Consider the following 25,461-nt stretch of genomic DNA (forward strand, 5'->3'; position numbering starts at 1 on the left):
TCCTCGTTGTCCACATACGACGGCAGCGGCGCTCCCCGGCCTCCCGGGAGCACCACTGCCGTTGTCCGTCAGGTTGCGAGACGCTACCCGTGCGTGCCGTCCCGCCGTCCTACCTGGCTCAGGCCTGCGATGTCGCAGTCTGCGCGAGATCGGACTCCGATTGCGCAGCCTCCGGCTGCGCAGCGCCGGACTCGGAGGCCGAATCGGAGGTGGAATCGGTACCGGCCGGCGTCTCATCGCTGGCCTGGCCCGTGCCCTCCGCCTCGGCATCGGATCCGACCAGTAGTTCCTTCTCCCATTCGGCCAAGGGCTCGTCAGCCGCGACCTCCGCGGTGCCCTCGTCGCCGCCGCGCTGCCCGTGCCGGGCGATCAACCCGTCCGCAACGGCATCGGCAACCACCCGAGTCAGCAATGTGACCGCGCGGATCGCGTCGTCGTTGCCGGGAATGGGGAACTGCACCTCGTCGGGATCGCAGTTGGTATCAAGGATTCCCACGACCGGGATGCCCAGCTTCCGGGCTTCGTCGACGGCCAGGTGTTCCTTCTTGGTGTCGACGATCCAGATCGCGCTGGGAACCTTGGTCATGTTGCGCACGCCGCCCAGGGTGCGCTCCAGCTTGTCCTTCTCACGCCTGCGCATGAGAAGTTCCTTCTTGGTCAGCCCGGATGCCGCGACGTCGTCGAAGTCGATCTCTTCAAGCTCCTTGAGCCGCTGCAGCCGCTTGTTGACCGTCTGGAAGTTCGTCAGCATCCCACCGAGCCACCGCTCGGTGACGTACGGCATGTTGACCCGGGTAGCTTGTTCCCGCACTGCCTCTTGGGCCTGCTTCTTGGTCCCGACGAACAGCACCGTGCCGCCGTGCGCGACCGTTTCCTTGACGAACTCGTAGGCGCCATCGATGTAGCTCAGCGACTGCTGAAGATCGATGATGTAAATGCCGTTACGTTCCGTGAAAATGTACCGCTTCATCTTCGGGTTCCAGCGCCGAGTCTGGTGCCCGAAGTGCACTCCGCTTTCGAGGAGCTGCTTCATTGTGACGACGGCCATGGCCGCGCCCGCCTCCTTCTACGCCCACCCACGGGGCGTTTCGTCGTGGTTTCAGCGGTCAGCGGTCTTGCTGCCGCTCCTGGTGTCCTCGGCATAACCGCCGCCCCGATGGAAACCACCGGGGACCACAGGGGAATGCCGTGTCGAGAACACGCGTAGTCGATCTAGTCATGCCAGATCACCGCCAGTGTACGGCACAATGGCGCGTCTCTCCACACCGGCGCGCGTGCTGGCGAGTCAGCACGCGGGCCAGGCATCGCCGGCCTGGAGTGGTCGGCCTGGAGTGGTCGGCTCAACCTCGCACGCCATGCAGATGGCACGCAGCCTGGTGCCCCTGCGCTGCATCCGCGTCGCCCGTGTCGCCACCGACAGCGTCGTCGCCACCGAGAGCGTCGTCGCCGCCGACGGGCTGGAGCACCGGATCGTAGTGCGGACAGGGATCGAAGACCTTCGGACACCGGGTCCGGAACCGGCATCCCGACGGAGGAGCGGCCGGGCTGGGAATGTCGCCACCGAGCACGATCCGGTCACGGGCGCGTTCCTTGCGAGGTGACGGCGCCGGCACCGCCGACACGAGCGCCTCGGTGTACGGATGTTGCGGATCGTCGACGACTGACGGTGCCGCTCCGATCTCCACGATCCGGCCCAGGTACATCACCGCAACCCGATCCGCCACCTGCCGTACGGCTGCGAGATCGTGCGACACGAACAGATACGTCAGGCCGAAATCACGCTGCAATCGCACGAGCAGGTTCATGACCTGCGCCTGCACCGAGACGTCGAGCGAGGCGATCGGCTCGTCGCAGACCACGAACTCCGGTTCACCCGCGAGCGCGCGGGCGATCCCCACCCGCTGGCGCTGGCCACCGGAGAACTCGTGCGGGTACCGGCCACGGTGATCAGGGTCCAGCCCGACAACCTCCATCAACTCACCGATCCGGGCCCGGCGCCGCCTCCGGCCCCGGTGCAGCCCGTGGATGGCCAGCGGTTCACCGATAGTGTCGCCGACGGTGCGCCGGGGATCCAGCGAGGCGAACGGATCCTGAAAGATCACCGCCATGCGCCGGCGCAACGACCGCAGAGCCGACGCGGACAACGTGGCGGTGTCCACACCGTCGAACTCGACCGTGCCGGCGCTGGGGTCGATGAGGCGCACGAGCGCCTGACCGAGCGTCGACTTCCCACATCCCGACTCCCCTACCAGGCCCAGCGTCTCTCCCCTACGCACGTGCAGGTCAACGCCGTCGACCGCGCGCACGACCTCCGTGACGGAGCGGCGGAAGGGCATCTGCGAGCGCATCGGGAAATGCACGTGCAATCCCGACGCACGCACCAGGGGCGGCTCGCCAGCCATGGCGTCACACCCCCTCGGGCGTGTAAAACGTGGCGGCACGGTGACCCGGGTCCCCGGCCACGGAAGCCAGCGGTGGCTCCTCGGTCCGGCACCGCACATCGGCGCGCACCGGACAACGCGGATAGAACGCGCATCCCTCCGGCAGCTCGACCGGATCGGGTGGCAGACCCGGCATGGTGACCAGCAGATCCCGCTCCCGTGCCGGGCGCGGATCGTCGACCACGGGCGTGGCACCGAGGAGCCCCCGCGTGTACGGGTGAACCGGACGCTCGAACAGCGCGTCCACGCTGCCTTCTTCAACACAACGCCCCGCGTACATGACGAGTACGTGATCGGCGATCCCCGCCACCACACCCAGATCGTGGGTGATCCAGATGACGCCCGTCGAGTGCTCTTTCTGCAATCGCATCAGCAGGTCGAGAATCTGCGCCTGCACCGTGACGTCGAGAGCCGTCGTCGCCTCGTCGGCGATCAGCACGCGCGGCTGCCCGGCCAGCGCGATCGCGATCATCACCCGCTGGCGCATCCCCCCGGAAAGCTGGTGCGGATACGCTTCGAGACGCGACCGCGGATCCGGAATTCCGACCTCCGCCAGCAGCTCCTCCGCCCGCGCCCGGGCCACATCCTTCGGCATCGACGCATGCGCCCGCAGCGCCTCCACGAGCTGCCGCCCCACCGTCAGCACCGGATTCAACGACGTCGCCGGGTCCTGGAACACCATGCCGACGCCGGCACCCCGTACCGCACGCATCTCCTCCTCGTCGCGGCCGATCAGCTCGTATCCATCGAATACCGCGCTACCGCTGATTCGAGCCACGTCGCCTGGCAACAGGCCCAGCAGCGCGAGCGCCCCGACGCTCTTTCCCGAACCGGACTCCCCGACGATCGCCAGCGTGCGGCCCGGCTCGACGTCGTAGGACAGCCCGTTCACCACCCTCGCCAGCCCTCGTGGCGTGCGAAACGCGACCCGCAAGTCGCGCACCGACAGGACCGGGCCGCCCTGCTCATCCCTCACGCGCCACCACCTTTACCCGAGAGCGCCGACCTTTGCCGCGGATCCAGCACATCGCGGAGCGCGTCACCCAAGACGTTGAACGCCAAGACCGTGACGAAAATCGCCAGGCCCGGGAACAGGGCCATCCACCACGCCTGCTCGATGAAGCCGCGACCTTCGGACAGCATGCGGCCCCACGACGGATCCGGGGGTTGCGTTCCCAGCCCGACGAAACTCAACGCGGCCTCCGACAAGATCGCAAAGGCCAAGCTCACCGTCGTCTGAACGATGATCGGAGCCGAGACATTGGGTAACACGTGCCGCGCGAGCACCCGCGTGTTGCCCGCTCCGCTCGCCCTCGACGCCCGTATGTAGATCTCCTCACGCACGCTCAACACGCTCGCACGCGTCACCCGCGCGAAAATCGGCGTGTATACGATACCGATCGCGATCATCGCGTTGTTCTCACCAGGCCCCAAGATGGCAAGGATGGCGATCGCCATCAGCATCGCCGGAAACGCGAACAGCATGTCGGAGAAACGCATCAGCACGTCATCCAGCCACCGGCCGAAATAGCCGGCCAGCAGGCCCATGAGCACCCCGGCGACAAGGGAGATCCCCACCGCCACCAGCCCGACGCGCAACGACACCTCCGCGCCGAAAAGCACCCGGGAGAAGACATCGCGGCCGAACTCGTCCGTGCCGAACCAGTGCTGGCCCGACGGCGCCTCCAACTGGCCCCCCGCGAACTGCTCGTTGTATCCATACGGAGCGACAGCGGCACCAAACACCGCCACCACCACGAGAGCGAACAAGACCGCGCCAGACACGAGCGCCATCGGATTCCGGCCGAGAAGCAACAACGTCTCCACCCAGCGCGACCGATGCTTCCCCTCGACCGGCAAAGCATCGAGCGCCTCGTCCCTCACGCGCCAGCTCCGCTCGCTCGTCACTTCGCCGCACCAACCCCACCAGTCACGCTCAGCTCCTCACTCACTCCGCCGCCCCGCTCGTCCCTCACGCGCCAGCTCCGCTCGCTCGTCACTTCGCCGCACCAACCCCACCAGTCACGCTCAGCTCCTCACTCACTCCGCCGCCCCGCTCGTCCCTCACGCGCCAGCTCCGCTCGCTCGTCACTTCGCCGCTCCGACATACGAGATTCGGGGATCAAGCCTCGCGTACAACAAATCGACCAGGAGATTGACAAGCAAGAAGATCACCGCGAATAGCAAGACAGACCCTTGCAGCAACGGATAGTCCCGGGACTCGACAGCCTGCAAGGCCATCTGACCCAGCCCTGGCCAGGCGAAGACGATCTCGACGATCACCACGCCCGACAACAGATACGCGAGCTGCACCCCGCCGACGGTGACCAGCGGAATCAACGCGTTGCGCAACACGTGCCAGCCGAGAACGTCCCGCCGGCGCATGCCCTTCGCCCGCGCGGTACGGACATGGTCCTGGCCCAGGGCCTCCAAAACCGACGAACGGACGAATCTGGTCAGGATCGAACCGCTGGCCACGCCAGCGGTGACCGCGGGCATCACGAGATGGTGCGCCCACCCCACGGGATCGCTGGTCAGCCCCACGTAGCCGCCGGAGGGAAACCACCCCAACGTCCCGGCGAACAGCAGGATGAGCATGATCCCCATCCAGAAGTCGGGAATACTCAGACCGGCCTGGCTGCTCGCCGTCGCGAACCAATCGACCGGTGACCGGGGTTTCAGTGCGGCGATAGTTCCCAGAGGTATGGCGATGAGCAACGCCACGACGATCGCTGCCGCGGCGAGGGAAACCGTAGCCGGCACCCGCTCCAGGATCATCTCCATGACCGGCCGGCCCGTGCGAAAGCTCACGCCGAGATCACCGGTGAACGCCGAGCCGATCCAGTCGAGGTACTGGGTGAGCAGCGGCTCGTCCAAGCCAGCTCGCTCGCGCATCGCCTGATAGGCCGCCTCCGTGGCGCGCGTACCCAGTGCCTGGCGCACCGGATCGCCGGGCACGAGATGCATGATCGCGAAGACCAGGATGCTGACACCGATCAGCACGACGGCTGACTGCCACAACCGTCGCAGCACATAACCGGTCACCGATCGCTCTCCCTACGGACGGTGTCCACCTGCCGTGCCGGGTGCCGGTCTCGGGACATCGACGCTGCCGACGGGCACCCGGGCGTCGACGCCATCGTGCTCACTCGGGCAACGTCACGTTCTCGAACTCGGTTGCACGGTCCGGCCGGACCTCGTAGCCGTCCAAGCCCGGAACCCACGCCTGGACGACGTCGGGGTTGTACAAGTACAGGTAGCTGACGTCGTCGACGATCATCTCCGCGGCCTGGTCGTACAACTCCTTGCGAGCATCCTGGTCGGTCTCGCCCGCCGCCTCGTTGAGGAGCTCATCGACGTCGGGATTGCAGTAACCCTGGAAGTTGAGGCCACCGTCGCAGACGTGCTGTGCATGGTAGAAGCCGAACGGATCGAGGTTGCCGACCCAGCTCCACATGAAGGCGTCGAAATCGCCCTCGCTCTGCCGGTCGAGCCAGGTACTCTCCGGTTCCTGCTCGATCGTGACCTCGATACCGATGTCCGCCAGCTGCGACTCCAGTGCCTGAGCGATCTGGACACCCTCGGTCTCCTGCACCACCATCACGTCAAGCTGCTGCCCCTCGTCGACACCCGCCGATTCGAGCAGTGACGCGGCTTCGTCGGGGTTGTGCTCGTAGGGCGCGTATTCGTGGTGCCAGAGATTGTGTTCGGGAATGGCCGTCTGGTTGATCGTCGCCGCGCCGAACTGGGCGGCCTCGACGATCTGCTCGCGATCGATGCCGTAGGCGATGGCTTGCCGTGCCTCGACCTCATCCCAGGGTTCTCGCTCCTGGTTGAGGGCCAGGTACCAGTAGTCGACGCTGGGAGACATGCCGAGCTCGACCTCCTCATCCCCCTGAAGATCCTCGACCGCCTGCGGCGCGATGTTGTCGGTCCAGTGGATGTCGCCGGCCCGCAGCGACGTCAACGCCGTCGTGGCCTCAGAGATGTAGCGGAACTCCACGGCGTCGAGTGTGGGTGAGCCATTCCAATGATTCTCGTACGCCGTGATCGTCACCCCGCTGGCCTCGGGTGAACCGAGCTCGAACGGCCCGGTCCCGACGGCCTCGGTCACGAGGTCGAGGTCCTCGTCGGCACCTTCCGGGATGATCGCCAGACCCTTGTGACTGCCCAGATTGTCCAGGAGGGCCGGCGTCGGCTGGTTCAGCGTGATCTCTACCGTGTGCTCGGCCACCGCCTCGATATCGTCGACCTCGGAGAACTTGTAGGCGTTGGCCAGCTCATCCTCGATGATCCGGTTGTAGGAATAGACGACGTCGTCAGCGGTGAGGTCACTGCCGTCGTGGAACGTGACGTCGTCCCGCAGTTCGAATGTCCAGGTGAGCTCGTCGTCGCTGGTGCTCCAGTCGCGTGCGAGGCTGGGCTGGTATTCGCCTTCGGCATCTGGTGCCACCAGCGTGTCGTAGACGTTCTCCAGGACCTGAAAGCTCACATGGGCGGTGGTGACATGCGGGTCGAACTGGTCGGGCTCACCACCGATCGCCGCGATCAAGGTGCCGCCTTCAGGTGCGTCACCTGCCGTCCCCTCCTCGTCACCATCCACGTCGACACCCTCGCCCGTGTCGCATGCGGCGAGAGCGAGGGACGCGGCAAGAACCGCGGCACCCCATCGCCAGGCTCGGAACCTGAGTATCGTCGGGAATCGCCGATTCCGCGGCGTCACCGTCATCACTCTCGTCATGCCCACTCACCCATCTGCCAGGCCATTCCGCTGGGTATGGCCCGATCGTCGCGTGCTGACTCGTGCCGTTCCAGGTCAGCCCGTTTCCTGGCTCACTGACGTGGCACCCACGCTATCGGTGCACCTCGGTGTGACGTTATCCACAGGCCGAAATCGAGGGCTCCACTCATCCACATTCTGTCGTGACCGGAGTGACCTCGACACACCGAACGACCAGGCTCGGGCGCATGAACCGAGCTCGCATCTCTCATGCCGTCGCCGGACTCCTGCGCAGGTCCGTGAGCGCGGTCCGAAACGTGGCCACGCTTCTCCTGATCGCGTTGCCGCTCGCCTCCACGGCCGCTGCGGCAGCCCCGGATGAGGGTTGGGTCTACCCGGTGGGACCCCCGGCTGGCCCGGTCGACGTCGTCCGCGGATTCGAGCCACCAGAGCAGGCCTGGCTGGCGGGTAACCGGGGCGTGGAGCTGCGCGCACCCGTCGGATCGGAGGTGCGCGCTGCCAACGCCGGAGAAGTTACCTACGCCGGGCCCCTGGCCGGACGCGGTGTGGTCGTCGTCCAGCACGACGAGCTTCGCACCACATACGAGCCGGTCGACGCCACGGTCTCGGCTGGCGCCCTGGTATCGGCCGGGGAACCGATCGGCACCGTGGCCGCGCACGGCAACCACTGCGCCCCCGAGTCGTGCGTGCACTGGGGTGCGATCGAGGCGAACACCTACATCGATCCGCTCACCCTCGTCGACACCTTGGCCGTGCGCCTGCTTCCGCTGGGCAATCGCGCCCTCACCGAAGAACCTCCACCCGATGAACCAGGCGAACCCGACAAACCCGACGATTTCGAGGACGGCTCGCCGGATCCACCGGATGACACCGATCGCACCGCCGAGCGGCTGCACTGGCCGGTCACCAATCCCTACGTGACCTCGCCTTACGGCATGCGCATCCACCCCGTGACCGGAGAACGCCGATTACACGACGGTACTGATTTCCGCGCTCGCTGCGGTACACCCATCCGGGCCGCCGCACCTGGCCGGGTGCGCGCCACCGGCCATTACGGCCCATACGGGTTACAGGTCACCATCCACCACGGCTCGCTGTCCGGAGTATCGATCACCACCTCGTACAGCCATCTGTCACATGTCGGCGTGCACGAGGGCCAGAGGGTCGCCAGCCAAGAGGTGATCGGCCGGGCCGGCACCACGGGCCGATCCACGGGCTGTCACCTGCACTTCATGACCTATATCGATGGTTCTCTGAAAAATCCCATGCCGTGGTTGCCATCAGGACAGTAGCGCCGGATAGGTCCTATTCCTGACGTGAATGACCACAGCGCCCCACCGTCCCGGCACGTCAGAATGTGGTTGTGCCGATCGCCAACGATCTGCTGCACGCCGCGCCGAGGTCACTGCCCACGGACGCTCGACGTGTCCATACCCAGAAGGGAACGCCGTGCCGGACGACCACCCTGGAAACCGCGGACAGGCCGAAGCTCCGAAACGGCGCGTTCTCGTGGTCGGAGGTACCAGCGGTATCGGGGCAGCGATCGCTCGCCGATTCGCCAGCTCGGGTGCCGAGGTCACGGCTGCGGGCCTCGGAGCCGACGGTGCGGCCGAGACACTCACCGAGTGCGCCTCCGTGGTCGAGGTCGATCTTCGCCGTGTTGCGCAGATCGAAGAACTCATCACACGAATGCCCGGGCTCGATGTCCTCGTGAACGCCGCGGGGGTCATCCAGCGGGACGACGAGTTCCAGCCCGACGTCTTCGACGACGTACTCACCGTCAACCTGATCGGAACCATGCGGGCGTGTGTCGCGGCCCGGGAGATTCTCGCCGGATCCGGCGGATGCATCGTCAACATGGCATCAATGCTGAGCTTCTTCGGCGGCGCACGGGTGCCCGGCTACGCCGCCAGCAAGGGCGGCGTCGTCCAGTTGACCAAGTCCCTGGCCGTCGCCTGGGCAGCCGACGGTATCCGCGTCAATGCTATCGCGCCGGGCTGGATCCGCACCGACCTGACACACGGCTTGCGCCAGGAGCCGGAAGCCGACCGGAAGATCATCGAACGCACGCCCATGCGACGGTGGGGCGAGGCCTCCGATGTGGCCGGCGCGGTGGAGTTCCTCGCTGGCCCGGATGCGGCGTTCATCACCGGTGTCGTCCTGCCGGTCGACGGCGGTTACCTGGCCACGTGAGCGGCACGAGCAGCCTGAACATCGAGAAGGAGGAGCCCATGACTATCGCACCATTGATCGCCGAATCCGGTGACTTTCCCGACGAGATCGCCGTCGCTGCCGAGCCGGACGATCCCAGGGTGTGGGTGCCGCAGGCACCAGACGTGTGGTTTCGCCCGCTGATGTTCAACACCGTGATCGGCCAGTGGTGCAACCTGCTCAAGGTCACCGCTGCCGGGATCGTCTCCCGGCACCGCCATCCTGGCGCCGTGTTCGGCTACGTCATTTCCGGGCGGTGGCATTATTACGAGCACGAGTGGGTCGCCGAGACCGGCCACTTCGTGTACGAGCCGCCGGGTGAGATCCACACGCTCGCGGTGCCCGAGGACTGCACTGAGATGATCACGCTGTTCAACATCACCGGAGCCATGGTGTACGTCGACGAGGAGGGCCGCCAGATCGGCTACGAGGACACCTTCACCAAGATCGATCGTTGCCGCGCCCACTATGCCAGCGTGGGGCTCGGATCGGACTACGTCGATCAGTTCATCCGCTAGTCTCGGCAGCGCACTCAGGTTCATCCGCTAGTCTCGGCAACGTACTCAGCCCAGCCGGGCCGCACGGACGATCGTGCGGCACGCATGAGAGCAGCCGGGAGGCCGGAGTGGATTTCTCCAGTGCCTACAACTACCGGATGGACTGGATCGTCAGCTTCGTCGCCGTTGCGCGGGAGGGTGGATTCTCGGCCGCTGCCAAGGCCCAATACCGGTCACAGCCCCGGATCAGCAGCCATGTCAGCGAGTTCGAGCGCACACTCGGTTTCAAGCTGTTCGACCGTTCGATCCACCCTCCCGCGCTCACCCCTGAGGGACGCGCCCTGCTTCCGCATGCTGAGGAGATCCTCTCCCGGCTGGACATCCTCACCGACGTCGCCGCCGAGGCGGGCGGTGAGCTGCGCGGTGAGGTCCACATCGGCATGTATCCGAGCGCAGCGGCCTTCCTGTATCCGTCCGTCGTACACCGGCTCCGCCGGGAGTCTCCCGGCGTCACAACCGTGCTGCGCGAGAACGACACGCTCGCCCTGGAACGCATGATGATCGCCGGAGACGTCGACCTCGCCGTCCGGCCGGTGCTGCCACCCGTACGCGGCGACGCCCTGGCGCACACCGAGCTGTGGCACGAGCCCCTCGTCGCCGTGGTGCCGCACGAGCACGCGCTGGCCGGTGAGGCATCCCTGCCGCTCGAGCGGGTAGCCAGCTACCCGCTCGTCACCATCGGTGAATCCACGGACGGCGTGCGACAGTTCGAGACCAATCTGGCATTCACCGAGGCCGGCCTCCACCCGACCATCGCGTTCCAGACGAACCAGCCGCAGACACTCGCCGCCGTGGTCCGATCGGGTCTCGGGGTCGGCATCACCAACGCGCTCGCGATGAGCACGGCGAACTGCACCGGTCTGCGGCTCGTCCGGGTGACCGCCGGACACGTCGCCCGGCAGGTTGCCGTGTGGTGGCGGCGAGACCGCCTGGCGTCACCCGCCACCACACGGGTACGCGACGTGATCGCCAGTATTCCGCCTCCCCAGCTGCACCAGGTCGGAGTGGCCCAGCGCTAGGTGACGGCGCAGGTCAGTGCGAGTGCCGGGGCACCGCGTCGCCGCTGCTGCCGATCAGGAAATCCAGGTCCGCTCCCCGGTCGGCCTGCAGCACGTGCTCGGTGTACAGCTTCGCCCAACCACGCACGGGCGACTCGACCGGTGAGACATGCTCCGCCTCGCGCTTCGACAGTTCCGCATCGTCCACGAGCACGTCGAGGCGGCGGGCGCTGGTGTCGAGCTCGATCCAATCGCCCGTGCGCACGAGCGCAAGTGGACCACCGGCCGCGGCCTCGGGCGCCACGTGCAGCACGCACGTGCCGTATCCGGTACCACTCATGCGCGCGTCGCTGATCCGCACGACGTCGTCGACTCCCGCCTCCAGAAGCACCTTCGGCACCGGAACGTTGCCGACCTCGGGAAAGCCCGGATAGCCACGGGGACCGGCGTTGCGCACCACGATCACCGTGGACGGGGTAACCGGCAGATCGAGATCGTCCGCGGCTGCCACGTAGTCCTCGATCCGGTCGAACACGAGCGCTTGACCACGATGTTTCAGCAGGTGAGGGGACGCAGCCGACACCTTGAGCACGGCACCGTCAGGGCACAGATTGCCACGCAGCACCGCCGTGGCTGACCCCGGCGGCCGGAACGGCTCGTCCCTGGTGGTGATGACGTCGCGATTCCAGCATGGCGCGTCCGCGATCTCCTCGCCGACCGTCCGTCCACTGACCGTCGGTGCGTCGCCGTGGATGAGCTCGCCCAGCTCCGACATGACCGCCGGCAGCCCGCCGGCGTAGTAGAAATCCTCCATGAGGAACCGCCCGGACGGCATCAGATCCACGAGCACCGGCACGTCGGCACCGAGGCGGTCGAAATCGTCGAGATCGAGCGTGACACCGACCCGGCCGGCCAGCGCGAGGAGGTGCACGACGGCGTTGGTCGAGCCGCCGAGCGCCGCGTTGACGCGTACGGCGTTCTCGAACGCCTGCCGGGTCAGCAGCGCACTCGGACGCGTCCCCTCCGCGGCCAGTGCCACCGCCCGGCGGCCGGAGGCCTGCGCCAGCGCGTATCGCCGGGAATCGACGGCAGGAATCGCGGCTCCCCCGGCAAGCTGCACGCCCAGCGCCTCCGCCACGCACGCCATGGTGGACGCCGTGCCCATCGTCATGCAGTGCCCGCGGCTGCGGGACATACATCCTTCGGCCTCGGCGAGATCAGCGGAACTCATCCGCCCGGAACGGGCCTCCTCGGTGAACCTCCACACATCAGTGCCGGATCCGATGTCCCGTCCGCGGAACTTGCCGTTCAGCATCGGCCCACCCGTGACCGAGATGGCCGGGACGTCCACGCTGGCCGCTCCCATCAGATGTGCCGGCGTGGTCTTGTCACAGCCCGACAGCAGCACCACCGAGTCGACCGGATTCGCCCGGATCGATTCCTCCACCTCCATCGCCATGAGGTTGCGATACAGCATGGTGGTGGGCCGCATCAGCGGTTCGCCGAGGGACATCGTGGGGAACTCGAGGGGAAATCCGCCTGCTTCCCAGACACCACGTTTGACGGCGTCGGCAATGTCACGCAGATGGGCGTTGCAGGGCGTGAGCTCCGACCAGCTGTTGGCGATGCCGACCACCGGCCGGCCATCGAATACTTCCGGGCCGAATCCCTGGTTACGCATCCACGACCGGTGAATGAACCCGTTGCGGCCCTCCGCCGAGAACCAGAACTCACTACGCCGCCGCGACGCCTCAGGGGCGTCGTACTCTCCGGCCTCCATACGCTGGCCTCCTGACCCGCTTCGCATCGTGTCCCGATGGTGACTCCACCGACATCACATCGGAGATCGTGTCAGAAGTCGAGCGGACAATCGCCCGGAAAGCAACACCGGTCCGCGCTTCGTCGCCACCACCTCCTCAGGCGCGCGGATGCGCCTGCTGGTACGCCCGCCGCAACCGATCAATCGAGACGTGCGTGTAGATCTGCGTGGTTCCCAGCGAGGAATGTCCGAGCAGTTCTTGCACCGACCGCAGGTCAGCACCACCTTCGAGCACGTGTGTTGCCGCGCTGTGCCGCAACCCGTGCGGGCTCAGGTCCGGCGCCTCGGGGACGGCCCGAAGTCGCGCGTGCACCATCGAGCGGACGGCACGTGCGCCGATGCGTGCGCCGCGTACGCCGACGAACAGCGCCGCCCCCGCCTTCGGCCCGGCCAGTTCGGGCCGCCCTCGCGCGAGCCACGCTCGCAGCGCTTGCTCGGCGGGCACCCCGTACGGGACCGTCCGCTCGCGGCGCCCCTTACCCAGTACCCGAACCACCCGGCGCTCGTCGTCGACGTCGTCGACGTCCAGCCCGACGAGCTCGCTCACCCGGACACCCGTGGCGTACAGGGTCTCCAGCAAGGCGTGATCACGCAGGGCCACGGGATCGCCCGTGCCAGCCTCCACGGCCACCGCTTCGAGCACGGAGGTGGCCTCGGCAGGCTGCAGCACCTCTGGAAGCTCGCGCTGCACCCGGGGCGAGGCGAGCCGGTCCGCCACATCGGATTCGAGCAGACCGATCCGATGGGCCCACGCGGTGAAGACGCGTGCCGCCGACGCGCGACGGGCCAGCGTCGCCCGCGACCGCCCTCGCGTGTGCAGCGCCGCGAGCCAACTGCGCAGCACCGAGATGTCGATCTCGCTGGGCTGCCCGCGGCGCATCCGGCTCGCGTGCCGCATCAGGTCCATGATGTCGCTGACGTAGGCACGTACGGTGTGTCCGGAGCGATCGCACTCGGTTGCGAGATACTGAGCGAACTCGTCCAGCGCCGCGCTCATCGGTGGGGGCAGCGCGGCAGGGGAGCCGTCGCCGTCGCCGTGCCCGTCGTCGAGCCCATCCTCCGAGCCGTCGTCGAGCCGCGGCAGGTGCCCGTCCGCACGCTCGTCGTCTGTGTCCACGTAGTTACCGTCGCCCCAGTCGGCACGGAGGTCAAGCACCCCACGCCCGCTCCCTCCGGTGATCATGAACACGTGTCGACCTCGGACGTGGGCTAGTGTTCATGATCACCGGAAGAGCGGGCGTGGGCTCAGGTGGGGAGAGTTCGAGCAAGGACCTGCGCGAGATGCACCGGCTCCTGGCCGGTCAACTCGGAAATCTGCGTCCGGCAGCTGAATCCGTCCGCCACGATCAGCGTGTCCGGCGCGGCCGCCTCGATGGCCGGGACCAGGACCCGGTTGGCCAGCGCCACCGACACGCCGTAATGACCTTTCTCCATGCCGAAGTTACCAGCCAGCCCGCAGCAACCCGAGTCCGGCGTCTCGTTCTGCACACCGGCCCTTGCCAGCAATCGCTCCTCTGCCTCGTAGCCGAACACGGCATGCTGGTGACAGTGCTGCTGGCTGATCGACCGAGCCTCCAGCCCGGGAAATTCCACGTCCGGCGCGTACCGATCCAGCACGCCGGCCAGTGTGTGCACGCGTTCTGGCAGCCCGTTCAACTCGGCATCGCCGAGAATCTCGCGGGCGTCGTATCGCAACGCTGCCAGACAGCTGGGCTCCAGCCCGACGATCGGGATGCCCGCCCGCAGCTCGGGCTCCAGCGCCCGCACCGTCCGCCGCAGCACGCGGCGCGCGATACCCAACTGGCCAGTCGAGATCCACGTCAGGCCACAACACACCGACGAACGTGGCAACCGGACGTCGAAACCCGCGTGCTCGAGCACGCGAACCGCGTCCACGCCGATCTCGGGAGCGAAGAAGTTGGTGAAGGTGTCAGGCCACAACAGCACACTCGGCCGATGACCTTTGTGAGACCGGAGCCGATGTGACCGCCGTCGCCCGGATCGTAGCGAGCCGCGCAGGCTCCGGCGGGCAAACCGGGGCAGGGATCGCTCCGGCGCGATGCCGCCAAGCCGCTTGACCAGCGACGCCGGACCTGATCGGCGGATCACCGCATTCACCACGCCTGGCGCGACCGAGGCCACGCGGGCAGCGACCGGCAAGAATCCCAGGGAGTAATGACTGGCCGGGCGCAGCCGCCGGGCGTAGTGGTGATGGAGAAACTCCGCCTTGTACGAGGCCATGTCCACATTCACCGGGCAATCCGACAGGCATCCCTTGCACGCCAGGCAGAGGTCGAGGGCATCGCGCACCTCCGTGGATCGCCACCCGTCGGTGATGGTCTCACCACGCATCATCTCGAACAGCATCCGCGCCCGTCCGCGCGTGGAGTGTTCCTCCGCACCGGTGACCATGTAGCTCGGGCACATCACGCCACTGCCGTCCAGACACGCCCCGACACCGACGCATCGCCGCGTGGCCGCCGCGAAGCTCCCGTCGTCGCCGGGGTAGCGCAAGGTAACCGGAAGCTCGCGCGTCGGCCCGTCGAACCGGAGATCCGAGTCGAGCGGACGCGGGCGGACGAGCACGCCCGGGTTCAGCAAATCATCGGGGTCCCAGATCGCTTTGAACTGTTCGAACAAGTTGATCATCGCCGCGGAGTACATCCGCGGCAGCAGCTCGGAGCGGGCCTGGCCATCACCGTGCTCACCGGAGAGCGATCCTCCGTGCGCGACGACGAGATCGGCCGCCTCGTTCAGGAACGCTCGAAACTGCCTGCGGCCTTCGGCCGTGGTGAGACCGAAATCGATCCGGATGTGGACGCACCCCTCCCCGAAGTGCCCGTACGGGCGGCCGTGTAGCCCGTGCGAGCGCAACAGCTCGCGCAGCTCCCGCAGGTACGAGCCCAGCTGCTGGGGCGGCACCGCCGCGTCTTCCCACCCAGGCCAGGCCTCGGAACCATCGGCCATCCGGGTGACAATGCCCGCCGCGGCCTCCCGAATCGACCAGAGCGCACGTTGATCATCCGGGTCGGCAGCGATCACGGTGGCCGCTCCCGTGGACATCTCCAGCTCGGCGGCTACGTCCCTCCCTCGCCGTTCCGCCTCGGCCGCACTGGGGCCACCGACCTCGACGAAGAGCCAACCGCCACCCGCTGGCAAGTGGTCGAGCGCGGCGGGCCGCCGGCCCAGGGTGAGCAACGCATCGACGAGGTCGGCACCCATGCCCTCGATGGTCAGCGGTTCCAGAGGAAGAACGGCGGGTGCCGCGTCTGCCGCCGCGACGTCGTCGGCGTAGCCCGCCACGACCAGCACGCGCGCCGACGGCGCCGGAACCAGCCGCACCGTCGCCTCGGTGACCAGCACACAGGTTCCTTCCGTGCCGACGAGTGCCCGGGCGACGTTGCCGCCGTTCTCCGGCAGCAACTGGTCGACCGCGTAGCCCGACACCCGGCGCGGCAAGGCAGGGAATCCCTGCCGGAGCAACGCGAGGTTCTCCGTGGCCAGCTGCTGCAACTGCCGATGGATCTCCCCTGCACGACCCGGCAATTCCGCGTGCCGTCGCTCGTCCGGCCCCGTGGAGCCGACCGACATGCGCACCCCGTCGGCCGTGAGCACGTCGAGCGACACGACGTTGTCGGAGGTTCGGCCCCAGGCGACAGAATGTGAGCCGCAGGCGTCGTTGCCGATCATCCCGCCGATGGTGCACCGGCTGTGCGTCGACGGATCCGGACCGAAGGTGAGCCCGTACTCGGCGGCTGCCGCGCGCAGATCGTCGAGGACGACACCGGGCTGCACCCGGGCGGTCCGCGCCTCCGGGTCGATCTCGACGATGGCGTTCAAGTATCGCGTGCAGTCGACGACGACACCACGGCCCAGTGCCTGCCCGCCGATGCTGGTAGCGGCGCCACGGGTGGTGATGGGAGTCCGGTGTTCGCGGCACAGTCGCACCGTGCTCGCCACATCGTCCGGAGTGCGCGGGAAGACGACAGCAACCGGCACATGCCGGTAGTTCGACGCGTCCATGCTGTAGGTGGCACGGGCGGTGATGCCGTCCTCGACTTCTCCGGACAACGCCGAGCGCAACTCGTCGACGAGATGCCGCGCGTCGTGATCGGAAGCGGGCTCGCTCATCTGGTCGATTCTCCAGTTCCTTGTCTCACCGCCTGCAACACCCCCTCGCCATTCCCGCTGTCTCCGCTGATCATGAACACTAAGCGACCGCATTGGTCGTTTAGTGTTCATGATCAGCGGAGACAGGGAGGGGCGGGTGGGCCAGGAGCATCCGGCTCCACCCGTCAACACCGTCGGCGACCATTCCCCCGGCCGCGAGCTGCTGCAGGGACGACTCGACGAAGGCCGCCCCGTATCCCGTGGTACGCGTCAGCTCCGCCACGGTGACTGGTGCGCGGGTCGGCAGGCACTCGTAGACATGGCGCACGTCCGGCGGGTAGGCGTCCAGCGGGCGGTCCGGCCCCGCAGTGCGCGGCGCCGCGTCGGCACCGAGAACTCCCACGGCGTCGACCACCTCGCGCGCGTCAGTCACGAGTGTCGCGCCCCGATCCCGGATCCACTCGTGGCACCCGGCCGAGAGCTCCGAGGTGACCGGACCGGGAACGGCAAGCACCTCGCGTCCCAGCGACGCCGACCAGCGAGCCGTGTTCAGCGCCCCAGATCTGCGTGCTGCCTCAACCACGACGGTACCGGCCGTGAGCGCCGCGATGATGCGGTTGCGGGCGAGAAACCGTGATCGCATGGGCGCCATGCCCGGTGCGAGCTCGCTGATCACCAGCCCGCTGGTGGCGATCCGTTCCAGCAGCTCGCCGTGGCCACGCGGATAGGCCGTATCCAGCCCACAGGCCAGGACCGCGGCCGTCGCTCCGCCCATGGCCAGCGCACCGTGATGTGCCGCCGCATCGACCCCGTAGGCAGCGCCCGAGATGACGGTCCACTGCAGGGCCGTGAGATCGGCGGCGAGATCGGCAGCGACCCGAGTCCCGTACGGCGAAGCCGCCCGGGCGCCGACGACGGCGATCGCCCGTTCGCACCACTCCGCCAGGGACACCTCTCCCCGCACCCAGAGGCCGAACGGCGGCGCGACCGCATCATCGCCCGCCGTCAGCGTGGCCGGCATGTCGTCGAGCGAAGCGGGCCACTCGTCGTCACCTGGACAGACGAAGCGCAGTCCCAGATCACGCGCACGGGCCAAGACCGCCGTACCGTCGACGCCGTGCGCTCGCCGCCGCAGGGCAGCGTCGCGGTCCAGACGGCGATCACCGCTGACGATCGAGCGCCACGTCGCCTCCGGCCCCGCGGAGATGACACGCCGGGCGATGCTCTCCGTTGCGGGCTCGACGACCGCGGCCAGCGCCGCCCGGGCAGCCCGGCCCGCCGACGGTGTCATGACGACTCCCCCGTCCGCAGTTCGATCGCCTGGAGCACGTCGTCACGGGTCGGCCGGTCATGACCGGCGACATCGGCGACCGTCCAGGCCAGCCGCAGGATACGGTCCGCACCGCGAGCCGTGACCGTGCCCGCACGTAGCTGCTTGTAGACCGGACCGGCGACATCTGCCGGAAGCGGAAACTCCCGCCGCAGGTGCATCACTGGTACTTCGCCGTTGACCCGCCACGGCGTGCCGGCCAGCCTCCTCGCCTGGCGCTCGCGGGCGCTCGCGACGCGCTCGGCCACGGCCGCGCTCCGCTCGTTTCCGTTCACGGCCGCTCCCAGATCCGCGATGGACGGCGCGGGTACCTGCTTGTTGACATCGATCCGGTCGCGGACCGGCCCGGAGATGCGCTGCCGATAGCGCCGGACCGCATGCGGTGTGCATTCGCACTGCCGCTGGCGCTCACCGTGGTTGCCACACATGCACGGGTTCTGCGCCAACACGAGCAGGAACGACGCCGGGAACACCGCCGTGGCCTTCGCCCGCGACACCACGATCCGCCCGTTCTCCAACGGCTCGCGAAGGCCGTCGAGCACGTGCCGGGAGAACTCGGGTGCTTCGTCGAGAAAGAGCACGCCACGGTGGGCGAGGCTGGCCGCGCCCGGACGCACCGTCTGCCCGCCACCGCCGATGATGGAAACCGCCGACGCCGAGTGGTGCGGATCCGCGAAGGGCGGGCGCTCGATGAGGGGACGGTCAGCTGGCAGGACGGCCGCCACCGAATGGATGGCGGTGACATCGAGCGACTCTTCCGTCGACAGATCGGGCAGCAGCCCCGGCAGGCGCCGCGCCAACATGGTCTTGCCGGCGCCTGGTGGACCCTCCAGCTTGACGTGGTGGTGGCCGGCGGCTGCCATCTCCACCGCCACCTTGGCCGCCTCCTGCCCAGCTACGTCGGCGAGATCGAGACCGGGATCGCGAGGTGGTTCGGACGGCCCGAGCTCCGCACATCCCGCTGGCGGTTCGGGCTCGTCGTCGGGAATCTCGACCCCGCGCAAGAACGCCAGCACGTGCCGCAGCGACCAAGCTCCCACGACCGTGACGTCGGGGATCTGCCGCGCCTCTTCCGCGTTCTGCTCAGCCACGACGATGCGTCGCATTCCAGCCCGCCACGCGGCCAGCACCGCAGGCAGCACTCCCGGCACGGCCCGCAGCCGCCCGTCCAGGGCCAGCTCACCGAGGAACACCACGCCATCCGTGGCCGACGCCGGTACGTCGCCCGCGGCGCCGAGGATGCCAACCGCGACGCCGAGATCGAAATGGCTACCCCGTTTGGGAAGCGACGCCGGAGACAGGCTCACCGTGATCTTTTGCAACGGCCACGACTCCCCGCTCGACAGCACGGCCGCCCGTACTCGGTCCCGAGCCTCGTTCAACGCCGTGTCCGGGAGGCCGACCAGCGAGAATCCTGGCATCCCGCCGATGTGCACATCGATGTCGACGACCGTTCCCTGGACCCCCACCAGCGCCACACTGCGGCAACGCCCCAGCCGGATCACGCGATCACCTGCCCCATCCGAGCACCCGCAGGCTGCCGTGGACCGGCCAACGACCATGTCCGGCCCACCATCTAGAACGCACCCCGCACGTGTTCGACGTGGGGCGGCGCCAGGCGGCGGCGCTGTACCGCGATCACGTCCACCCGCACCGGAGATCCGTACCGGCCAGTGGCATCCAGCCACGCCAGCGCGAGCCGGCGCAACCTCGCGCCTTTCTCCCCGGTCACGGCTTCGAGCCCGGAACCGTATCCCAGACCACTGCGCGTCTTGACCTCGCAGACGACGACCGTGGCGTCCTCCAGCGCCACGATGTCGATCTCACCCACGGAGCATCGCCAATTCCGGGCGACGACGATTAGACCATTTCGTTCCAGATGCCGCGCCGCGACCTGCTCGCCGTAGGCACCCACACCATCTTTGACCCGCACGGGCCTCACCTCCGCCTTGAGCTTGCCGCGCGCGGAGGCACCATCAGAAGGGACTCAAAGCAAGATGTGGATAGCTAGGCGACTGAGTTCGAGCTTGTGGACAAAAATGCGCTCACGAGATCTCCCGTGAGCGAGCGAGGCAACGTGGCCCGGCCACGCCGAACGAGGGATGCCCGGCGGCCCAGCCACGCCGGACGAGGGATGCGCCGCGGCCCAGCCGCGCCGAATCAACGGCGAACGTAGCTGGGCCTCTCCCGATCAGGTCTTCGGAATCTCCAAATCGCTCTTGGCGAGCTCCTCGACGTTGACATCCTTGAAGGTCACGACCTTCACGTTCTTCACGAAGCGCGCCGGTCGATACATGTCCCAGACCCAGGCGTCGCTCATCGTCACTTCGAAGTACACGTCCGCGCCCTCGCCTCGCACCTGGAGATCAACGTTGTTCGTGAGGTAGAAACGCCGCTCGGTTTCCACCACGTACGAGAACAACCCCACAACATCGCGGTACTCACGATAGAGCGAAAGCTCCATGTCCGACTCGTACTTCTCGAGCTCCTCAGCGCTCATCGCCACGCTCTCCTTCCCGCTGCGCACCGTCGATCAAGGATGGCTCACCGTCGTCATCCGCGTGGTGGGCTACCGTGTCTCCCCCGACAACGGATATCACGCGAGCGACGTTCGCGTACGACTGACGGTGAATCGGGCTGGCGCCGAGACGTTCCAGGGCAGCCTGGTGATCACTCGTCACGTAACCCTTGTGTTCGTTGAACCCGTAGCCAGGCCACCGTTCGTGCAGCTCGCACATCAAACGGTCACGCGTGACCTTCGCGATCACCGACGCGGCAGCGATGCACGCGGCCACCTGATCTCCCTTCCACATCGCCAATCCCGGAACACCGAGACCGGCGACGGGAAACCCATCCGTCAGGACATACCGCGGCGTCACATCGAGCCGCGCCAGCGCGCGGCGCATGGCCTCCACGTTGCACCGGTGCACGCCGGCACGATCGATCTCTGACGGCTCGACGACCACCACCGACCACGCCGCGGCACGCCGCACCACTTCGTCGTAGGCGCGTTCCCTGGATGCCGGTGTCAGCAGCTTGGAGTCGGCCAGTCCGGGCACGCGTCCCCGCTTTCCATCGGCCAGCACCGCAGCCGCGACGACCAGCGGTCCGGCGCACGCTCCCCGGCCGGCCTCGTCGGCACCCGCCACGGGAGCGAAACCGGCGCGCGCGAGGACGCGTTCATAGGCATAGATTCCGGCATCGCGCCGTACCAGGACTCGAGGACGGTCGACTAACACGGTCATGATGCTGCCCTAGCTTAGACGCCGTCGAGCGGGTAGTCCCTACCCGACTACCTCATTTCGGTTATCGTCCTTCGGTTCGACCCGCCACTGTCCCGCAGGGTGGCGGTATGCCCGGTTCCGCCGCATCATTCCGACGGTGGCGAATCGGGAACGTGCTCGAACGTATCTTCATCGGAGATCGAGGACCAGCGAGAGAACGGCCAGACGATCGCGAACGCGCGGCCCACCACCAGGTCTTCGGAGAACGTCCCGTGCGCCCGCGAGTCGCCGGAGTTCGATCGGTGATCACCCATGACGAACAGCTCCCCTTCGGGGACCTCCTCGCTGAACTCCTGATTGGACGCTTCATCGCTGGGAAAAAGGTACTCCGACTCGTCGATGGCCACGCCATTGACGAGCAACCGCCCGTCGTCGTCGCAGCACTCGACGGTGTCGCCGCCGACGCCGATCACGCGCTTGATCACATGACCCGTCGAATCGTCCGGCAGCACCCCGACGAACTGGAAAAAATCTTGCAACCCCCCGGCGACACCGCCCGGACCCTCCGGTTGCGGTCCGAGCCAGCCGTTGGGATCGGTGAAGACCACGACGTCACCACGCTCGACGTCGCCGAAATGCAATGTAATCTTCGATACCATCACCCGATCGCCGACCCGCAACGTGTCTTCCATCGACTCGGACGGGATGAGGAAGGCCTGGACGAGGAAGATGCGCACGACCGTTGCGATGATCAAGGAGAGCACCACGACGATGGCGGTCTCTTTCAGGACAGCGAAGCCACGCCGCCGCTTCGGTCCCGGATCCTGGGATTCGTCATCGCCACCCGGTGGCACGTCCTGCCCGATCACGCCTGGCCTTCGCCGGCTGGTCAGTTGCGCTTCTCGGGAATCCTCGCCGCCTTACCGCGCCGGTTACGCAGGTAATACAGCTTCGCGCGCCGGACATGTCCGCGCGTGACCACCTCGATCTTGTTGATGATCGGAGTGTGCACCGGGAAGGTCCGTTCGACACCCACGCCGAAGCTGATCTTACGCACCGTGAAGGTCTCGCGAATCCCGGAGCCTTGCCGGCGGATCACCACACCCTGGAAGACCTGGATACGGGAACGGTTTCCCTCGACCACGCGGACGTGGACCTTCACCGTGTCGCCAGCCTTGAAGGCGGGAATGTCGTCGCGCAGTTGAGCGGCATCGACTACATCGAGCGTGTGCATCGTTGACGTTCGCTTCCTCGCAGGCGCCACGGGTCACCTGCAGTGTCTCTGGGATGACTTCGATCCCGGCGTTCGCTGCGGCGCTCCCCCCGTGGCAGGGGCGACGGCGAGCCGGGGCACGGACGCTCTAGTGTGCCACACAATGGCGCGGAAGCGGTAACCAGCCACGGGCTTGTCGTACGGCCAGTACGGGCCAGTCACGGGCTACATGCCGGGCTCGTCGTCTGACGTCTCCCCGCATTCATCGGGTTCCCGCGTATCCACGCTCGTCTCGAGCACTTCGCGGTCTCGCCCGTCGAGCGCGTCCGGATCGAGTCTGGCGACCAGATCGGGGCGCCGCTCGGCCGTGAGACGCAACGCCTGATCACGCCGCCAGCGCGCGACCCGCGCGTGATGGCCCGAGAGCAGCACCTCTGGCACGTCCAGGCCGCGCCACGACGGTGGCTTGGTATACACCGGATATTCGAGCAAGCCGTCGGTCCCGTGCGACTCCTCGACCAGCGAGTCGGGATTGCCGACGACGCCCGGCAACAGCCTGGTGACCGCCTCGATGATGACCAGAGCCGCGGCCTCTCCACCTCCCAGGACGTAGTCGCCGATCGAGACCTCACTCACCCGAACACGTCGGCGCGCATCGGCCATCACCCGCGCGTCGATCCCCTCATACCGGCCGCAGGCGAACACCAGCCACGGGTCATCAGCCAAGCGCGCCGCCATTCGCTGATCGAACAGGTGGCCCGCGGGAGACGGGACGACCAGGTGCGCCGGCCGCTCCACCTCCGACCCGGTGATGTCGTCCAGCGCCGCACCCCAGACGTCCGGCTTCATCACCATGCCCGCGCCACCCCCGTACGGGGTGTCGTCAACCGTGCGATGCCGATCGGTGGTCCAGTCACGCAGATCGTGCACACGGAGGTCGAGCAGGCCGGAGTCGCGCGCCTTTCCGACGAGTGACAGGTCCAAGGGCGCCAGGTAATCCGGAAAGATCGTGACGACGTCGATTCTCATCTGTCCGGCCCTTCGCCACCGCCCAGCTCCGCCGTGTCCGGCTCGTCGTCCCCGTGCCCGGCTGTCTCGACATCGGGCAAGTCGACCAGGCCGGGCGGGGGCGACACGACGAGCTTTCCGGCTGCGACGTCGACATCCGTGACGATCTCACTCACGAACGGCACGAGCACCTCACCGCCGCCGCGTGGACGTACCGCGAGCAGCTCCTGCGCCGGGCCGTGGATCACCTCGGTGACTTCGCCTATCTCCGCGTCCTCGGCCGTCACCACCTGTAGCCCGACAAGCTGATGATCGAAGAACTCCTCCGGATCCTCCGGAGTCTCGTTGTCGCCGATCTCCACCTGCAACTCGACGCCGCGCAGCGCCTCGGCCGCGTCGCGGCCCTCGACGCCTTCGAACAGCACGAGCAACCGGCCCTGATGCCAGCGCGAGTCGCGCACCGTCAACGACGACGGCGGGCTGCCCGGAGCAGACTCGCCGTGAGCACGCACCCCGCGTCGCGACGACATGGTGCTTCGCGGCGACGCGGTCCGTAACACCGTGCCGGCAGCGAACCGCTCGTCCGGGGTGTCGGTGCGAATCTCCACCGACACCTCTCCGCGGACACCATGGGCCTTGGCAACTCTGCCCACCGTGACGATCACGGCACGTTCCTTCCGCTCGCCCCTCATCGACGTGTAGACCGGCGTGGAGATGGCGGGGAGCCTACGCCAGTGTCTCCCCAGACTGGCGCAGACTCCCCGGCTCGGCGCCGGCGTCGCGAGCCCGCTCGACCATGGGCTCTATCGTTCGTCGACGTCGACGAAGTCGATGCGAACATTGTCATCAGCCAGTGCGCTGACAACCGTCCGGAACGCGGTAGCCGTCCGGCCGCCGCGACCTATGACCTTACCAAGATCGTCGGGATGAACGTGCACCTGGAGCAACTGACCACGGCGCTGCTGCCGGGTCCGGACAGTCACGTCGTCAGGATGCTCGACGATGCCCGCAACCAGATGCTCGAGCGCCTGGGCGAGCATGACTAGGCCTCGTCGGCAGAGTCACCAGCCGCGGCCTGCGTGGCCTCCGGCTTGGCCTCCGACGCGGCATCGCCAGGCTGCTCCGCAGCTTCGCTCTCGGACTCCGACGCACTGGCCGCCGGGGATTCCTCCTCGGACTTGCCCTCGTCCTCGGACTTGGCATCATCCTTGGCCTTGGACTTCGCGTCGTCCTTCTTGGCGGAACTCTTCTTCGTCGACTTCTTCTTGGCAGTGGTCGCCTCGTCCTTCGGTTCGTTGTAAACCTCGGCGAGAGCGGCGTCGTAGACGGACCGCTTGTCCGCCTTCGTGGGCGGCTCCTGCAACGTGCCCTCGGCCCCCGGCAAACCCTTGAACTTCTGCCAGTCGCCGGTGACCTTGAGGATCGACCGGACCGGCTCGGTCGGCTGTGCACCAACGCCGAGCCAATACTGGGCACGTTCCGAGTTGACCTTGATAAAACTCGGCTTGGTCATCGGGTTGTAGAGGCCGATCTCCTCGATCGCCCGGCCGTCACGCCGGTTACGAGCATCCGCAACGATGATTCGGTAATGGGGGGAGCGGATCTTTCCCATCCGCTTCAGCTTGATCTTGACAGCCACGGGTGTGGAGTCTCCTTGTATTGTCGCGCAACGGATGAACCGCCACCATCCGGGTGGGGAGCCGGCGACGACGGTTCGGCTGGACTCGACGACCGCGGTGAGAGGGTACGCGGAACGTCGGCTCAGCAGGTCATTGTGCCAGATCCGAGCGCCGACACCCAAACCTGCGC

Annotated in this window: 23 protein-coding genes and 1 pseudogene; 4 read left to right on the top strand and 20 right to left on the bottom strand. The window is 67.4% G+C overall.

The features are described from left to right. Window positions 1–118: 118 nt before the first annotated feature. From rpsB to DPM12_RS07575, 6 genes are all read right to left on the bottom strand, one after another. Window positions 119–1,048, bottom strand: a complete 930-nt coding sequence (gene rpsB / locus DPM12_RS07550) for a 30S ribosomal protein S2 (protein WP_112257671.1) — start codon at window positions 1,046–1,048, stop codon at window positions 119–121. Window positions 1,049–1,340: 292 nt separating this feature from the next. Beyond that, window positions 1,341–2,402 (bottom strand): ABC transporter ATP-binding protein, encoded by a 1,062-nt coding sequence (locus DPM12_RS07555; protein WP_112257672.1) that lies wholly within the window; start codon window positions 2,400–2,402, stop codon window positions 1,341–1,343. A gap of 4 nt (window positions 2,403–2,406) precedes the next feature. Further along, window positions 2,407–3,417: an ABC transporter ATP-binding protein gene (locus DPM12_RS07560; protein WP_112257673.1), complete on the bottom strand. Its 1,011-nt coding sequence runs from the start codon at window positions 3,415–3,417 to the stop codon at window positions 2,407–2,409. Beyond that, on the bottom strand, window positions 3,414–4,301 hold the full coding sequence (locus DPM12_RS07565; protein ID WP_425467580.1) for an ABC transporter permease: 888 nt from the start codon (window positions 4,299–4,301) through the stop codon (window positions 3,414–3,416). The genes DPM12_RS07560 and DPM12_RS07565 overlap by 4 nt, the downstream gene beginning before the upstream one ends. Window positions 4,302–4,529: 228 nt before the next feature. After that, window positions 4,530–5,486: an ABC transporter permease gene (locus DPM12_RS07570; protein ID WP_112257674.1), complete on the bottom strand. Its 957-nt coding sequence runs from the start codon at window positions 5,484–5,486 to the stop codon at window positions 4,530–4,532. Window positions 5,487–5,586: 100 nt separating this feature from the next. Then, a complete protein-coding gene (locus tag DPM12_RS07575; protein WP_112257675.1) occupies window positions 5,587–7,170 on the bottom strand; it encodes an ABC transporter substrate-binding protein in 1,584 nt (527 codons plus the stop codon). 239 nt (window positions 7,171–7,409) lie between these two features. On the opposite strand from DPM12_RS07575, the gene DPM12_RS07580 reads away from it, so the two are divergent. From DPM12_RS07580 to DPM12_RS07595, 4 genes are all read left to right on the top strand, one after another. Then, window positions 7,410–8,474: a peptidoglycan DD-metalloendopeptidase family protein gene (locus DPM12_RS07580; RefSeq protein ID WP_112257676.1), complete on the top strand. Its 1,065-nt coding sequence runs from the start codon at window positions 7,410–7,412 to the stop codon at window positions 8,472–8,474. Window positions 8,475–8,631: 157 nt separating this feature from the next. Next, window positions 8,632–9,375, top strand: coding sequence for an SDR family NAD(P)-dependent oxidoreductase (locus DPM12_RS07585; RefSeq protein WP_211658601.1), 744 nt, complete (start codon window positions 8,632–8,634; stop codon window positions 9,373–9,375). Between the two features lie 38 nt (window positions 9,376–9,413). Next, entirely contained in the window at window positions 9,414–9,911 is a 498-nt protein-coding gene (locus DPM12_RS07590) for a 2,4'-dihydroxyacetophenone dioxygenase family protein (RefSeq protein WP_112257744.1), read from the top strand. Between the two features lie 107 nt (window positions 9,912–10,018). Next, window positions 10,019–10,969 (top strand): LysR family transcriptional regulator, encoded by a 951-nt coding sequence (locus DPM12_RS07595; RefSeq protein WP_112257678.1) that lies wholly within the window; start codon window positions 10,019–10,021, stop codon window positions 10,967–10,969. A 13-nt stretch (window positions 10,970–10,982) separates the two neighbouring features. On the opposite strand, the gene DPM12_RS07600 is transcribed toward DPM12_RS07595, so the two are convergent. The 14 genes and pseudogenes from DPM12_RS07600 to rpsP all read right to left on the bottom strand — a co-directional run bounded on the left by DPM12_RS07600 (window position 10,983) and on the right by rpsP (window position 25,291). Next, entirely contained in the window at window positions 10,983–12,728 is a 1,746-nt protein-coding gene (locus DPM12_RS07600) for an IlvD/Edd family dehydratase (protein WP_112257679.1), read from the bottom strand. A 136-nt stretch (window positions 12,729–12,864) separates the two neighbouring features. Further along, complete coding sequence (locus DPM12_RS07605) at window positions 12,865–13,764, bottom strand: tyrosine recombinase XerC (RefSeq protein ID WP_112257745.1); 900 nt, start codon at window positions 13,762–13,764, stop codon at window positions 12,865–12,867. Window positions 13,765–14,012: 248 nt separating this feature from the next. Further along, complete coding sequence (locus DPM12_RS07610; protein ID WP_112257680.1) at window positions 14,013–16,898, bottom strand: FAD-binding and (Fe-S)-binding domain-containing protein; 2,886 nt, start codon at window positions 16,896–16,898, stop codon at window positions 14,013–14,015. 100 nt (window positions 16,899–16,998) lie between these two features. Continuing rightward, complete coding sequence (dprA, locus tag DPM12_RS07615) at window positions 16,999–18,168, bottom strand: DNA-processing protein DprA (protein WP_112257681.1); 1,170 nt, start codon at window positions 18,166–18,168, stop codon at window positions 16,999–17,001. Further along, complete coding sequence (locus DPM12_RS07620; protein ID WP_112257682.1) at window positions 18,165–19,769, bottom strand: YifB family Mg chelatase-like AAA ATPase; 1,605 nt, start codon at window positions 19,767–19,769, stop codon at window positions 18,165–18,167. The genes dprA and DPM12_RS07620 overlap by 4 nt, the downstream gene beginning before the upstream one ends. Window positions 19,770–19,783: 14 nt before the next feature. Then, window positions 19,784–20,140, bottom strand: coding sequence for a YraN family protein (locus tag DPM12_RS07625; RefSeq protein ID WP_112257683.1), 357 nt, complete (start codon window positions 20,138–20,140; stop codon window positions 19,784–19,786). A gap of 258 nt (window positions 20,141–20,398) precedes the next feature. After that, window positions 20,399–20,707, bottom strand: a complete 309-nt coding sequence (locus DPM12_RS07630; protein ID WP_112257684.1) for a DUF2469 domain-containing protein — start codon at window positions 20,705–20,707, stop codon at window positions 20,399–20,401. Between the two features lie 53 nt (window positions 20,708–20,760). Then, window positions 20,761–21,452, bottom strand: a pseudogene (locus DPM12_RS07635) (ribonuclease HII). 125 nt (window positions 21,453–21,577) lie between these two features. Further along, on the bottom strand, window positions 21,578–22,300 hold the full coding sequence (gene lepB / locus DPM12_RS07640; RefSeq protein ID WP_158542813.1) for a signal peptidase I: 723 nt from the start codon (window positions 22,298–22,300) through the stop codon (window positions 21,578–21,580). A 20-nt stretch (window positions 22,301–22,320) separates the two neighbouring features. After that, window positions 22,321–22,665, bottom strand: coding sequence for a 50S ribosomal protein L19 (gene rplS, locus DPM12_RS07645; RefSeq protein ID WP_112257687.1), 345 nt, complete (start codon window positions 22,663–22,665; stop codon window positions 22,321–22,323). Window positions 22,666–22,869: 204 nt separating this feature from the next. Further along, window positions 22,870–23,673, bottom strand: a complete 804-nt coding sequence (gene trmD / locus DPM12_RS07650) for a tRNA (guanosine(37)-N1)-methyltransferase TrmD (RefSeq protein WP_112257688.1) — start codon at window positions 23,671–23,673, stop codon at window positions 22,870–22,872. Continuing rightward, window positions 23,670–24,314: a ribosome maturation factor RimM gene (gene rimM / locus DPM12_RS07655; protein WP_112257746.1), complete on the bottom strand. Its 645-nt coding sequence runs from the start codon at window positions 24,312–24,314 to the stop codon at window positions 23,670–23,672. Before rimM ends, trmD begins: the two co-directional genes overlap by 4 nt. A gap of 141 nt (window positions 24,315–24,455) precedes the next feature. Further along, window positions 24,456–24,635 (bottom strand): KH domain-containing protein, encoded by a 180-nt coding sequence (locus tag DPM12_RS07660; protein ID WP_245951229.1) that lies wholly within the window; start codon window positions 24,633–24,635, stop codon window positions 24,456–24,458. Window positions 24,636–24,694: 59 nt separating this feature from the next. Further along, window positions 24,695–25,291, bottom strand: coding sequence for a 30S ribosomal protein S16 (rpsP, locus tag DPM12_RS07665; RefSeq protein ID WP_112257690.1), 597 nt, complete (start codon window positions 25,289–25,291; stop codon window positions 24,695–24,697). Window positions 25,292–25,461: the final 170 nt, after the last annotated feature.

It is taken from the genome of Phytoactinopolyspora halophila, assembly GCF_003287285.1.
In the GTDB taxonomy this organism is placed as follows: Bacteria; Actinomycetota; Actinomycetes; order Jiangellales; family Jiangellaceae; genus Phytoactinopolyspora_A; species Phytoactinopolyspora_A halophila.

Excerpts from the sequence above, each read along its gene's own strand:
- DPM12_RS07600 (WP_112257679.1), bottom strand. The coding sequence starts at position 12,728 with ATGGAGGCCGGAGAGTACGACGCCCCTGAGGCGTCGCGGCGGCGTAGT.
- rpsB (WP_112257671.1), bottom strand. The coding sequence starts at position 1,048 with ATGGCCGTCGTCACAATGAAGCAGCTCCTCGAAAGCGGAGTGCACTTC.
- rplS (WP_112257687.1), bottom strand. The coding sequence starts at position 22,665 with ATGCACACGCTCGATGTAGTCGATGCCGCTCAACTGCGCGACGACATT.
- DPM12_RS07610 (WP_112257680.1), bottom strand. The coding sequence starts at position 16,898 with ATGAGCGAGCCCGCTTCCGATCACGACGCGCGGCATCTCGTCGACGAG.
- DPM12_RS07620 (WP_112257682.1), bottom strand. The coding sequence starts at position 19,769 with ATGGTCGTTGGCCGGTCCACGGCAGCCTGCGGGTGCTCGGATGGGGCA.
- trmD (WP_112257688.1), bottom strand. The coding sequence starts at position 23,673 with ATGAGAATCGACGTCGTCACGATCTTTCCGGATTACCTGGCGCCCTTG.
- dprA (WP_112257681.1), bottom strand. The coding sequence starts at position 18,168 with ATGACACCGTCGGCGGGCCGGGCTGCCCGGGCGGCGCTGGCCGCGGTC.
- DPM12_RS07590 (WP_112257744.1), top strand. The coding sequence starts at position 9,414 with ATGACTATCGCACCATTGATCGCCGAATCCGGTGACTTTCCCGACGAG.
- DPM12_RS07555 (WP_112257672.1), bottom strand. The coding sequence starts at position 2,402 with ATGGCTGGCGAGCCGCCCCTGGTGCGTGCGTCGGGATTGCACGTGCAT.
- DPM12_RS07575 (WP_112257675.1), bottom strand. The coding sequence starts at position 7,170 with ATGACGGTGACGCCGCGGAATCGGCGATTCCCGACGATACTCAGGTTC.
- DPM12_RS07630 (WP_112257684.1), bottom strand. The coding sequence starts at position 20,707 with ATGAGCGCTGAGGAGCTCGAGAAGTACGAGTCGGACATGGAGCTTTCG.
- DPM12_RS07605 (WP_112257745.1), bottom strand. The coding sequence starts at position 13,764 with ATGAGCGCGGCGCTGGACGAGTTCGCTCAGTATCTCGCAACCGAGTGC.
- DPM12_RS07580 (WP_112257676.1), top strand. The coding sequence starts at position 7,410 with ATGAACCGAGCTCGCATCTCTCATGCCGTCGCCGGACTCCTGCGCAGG.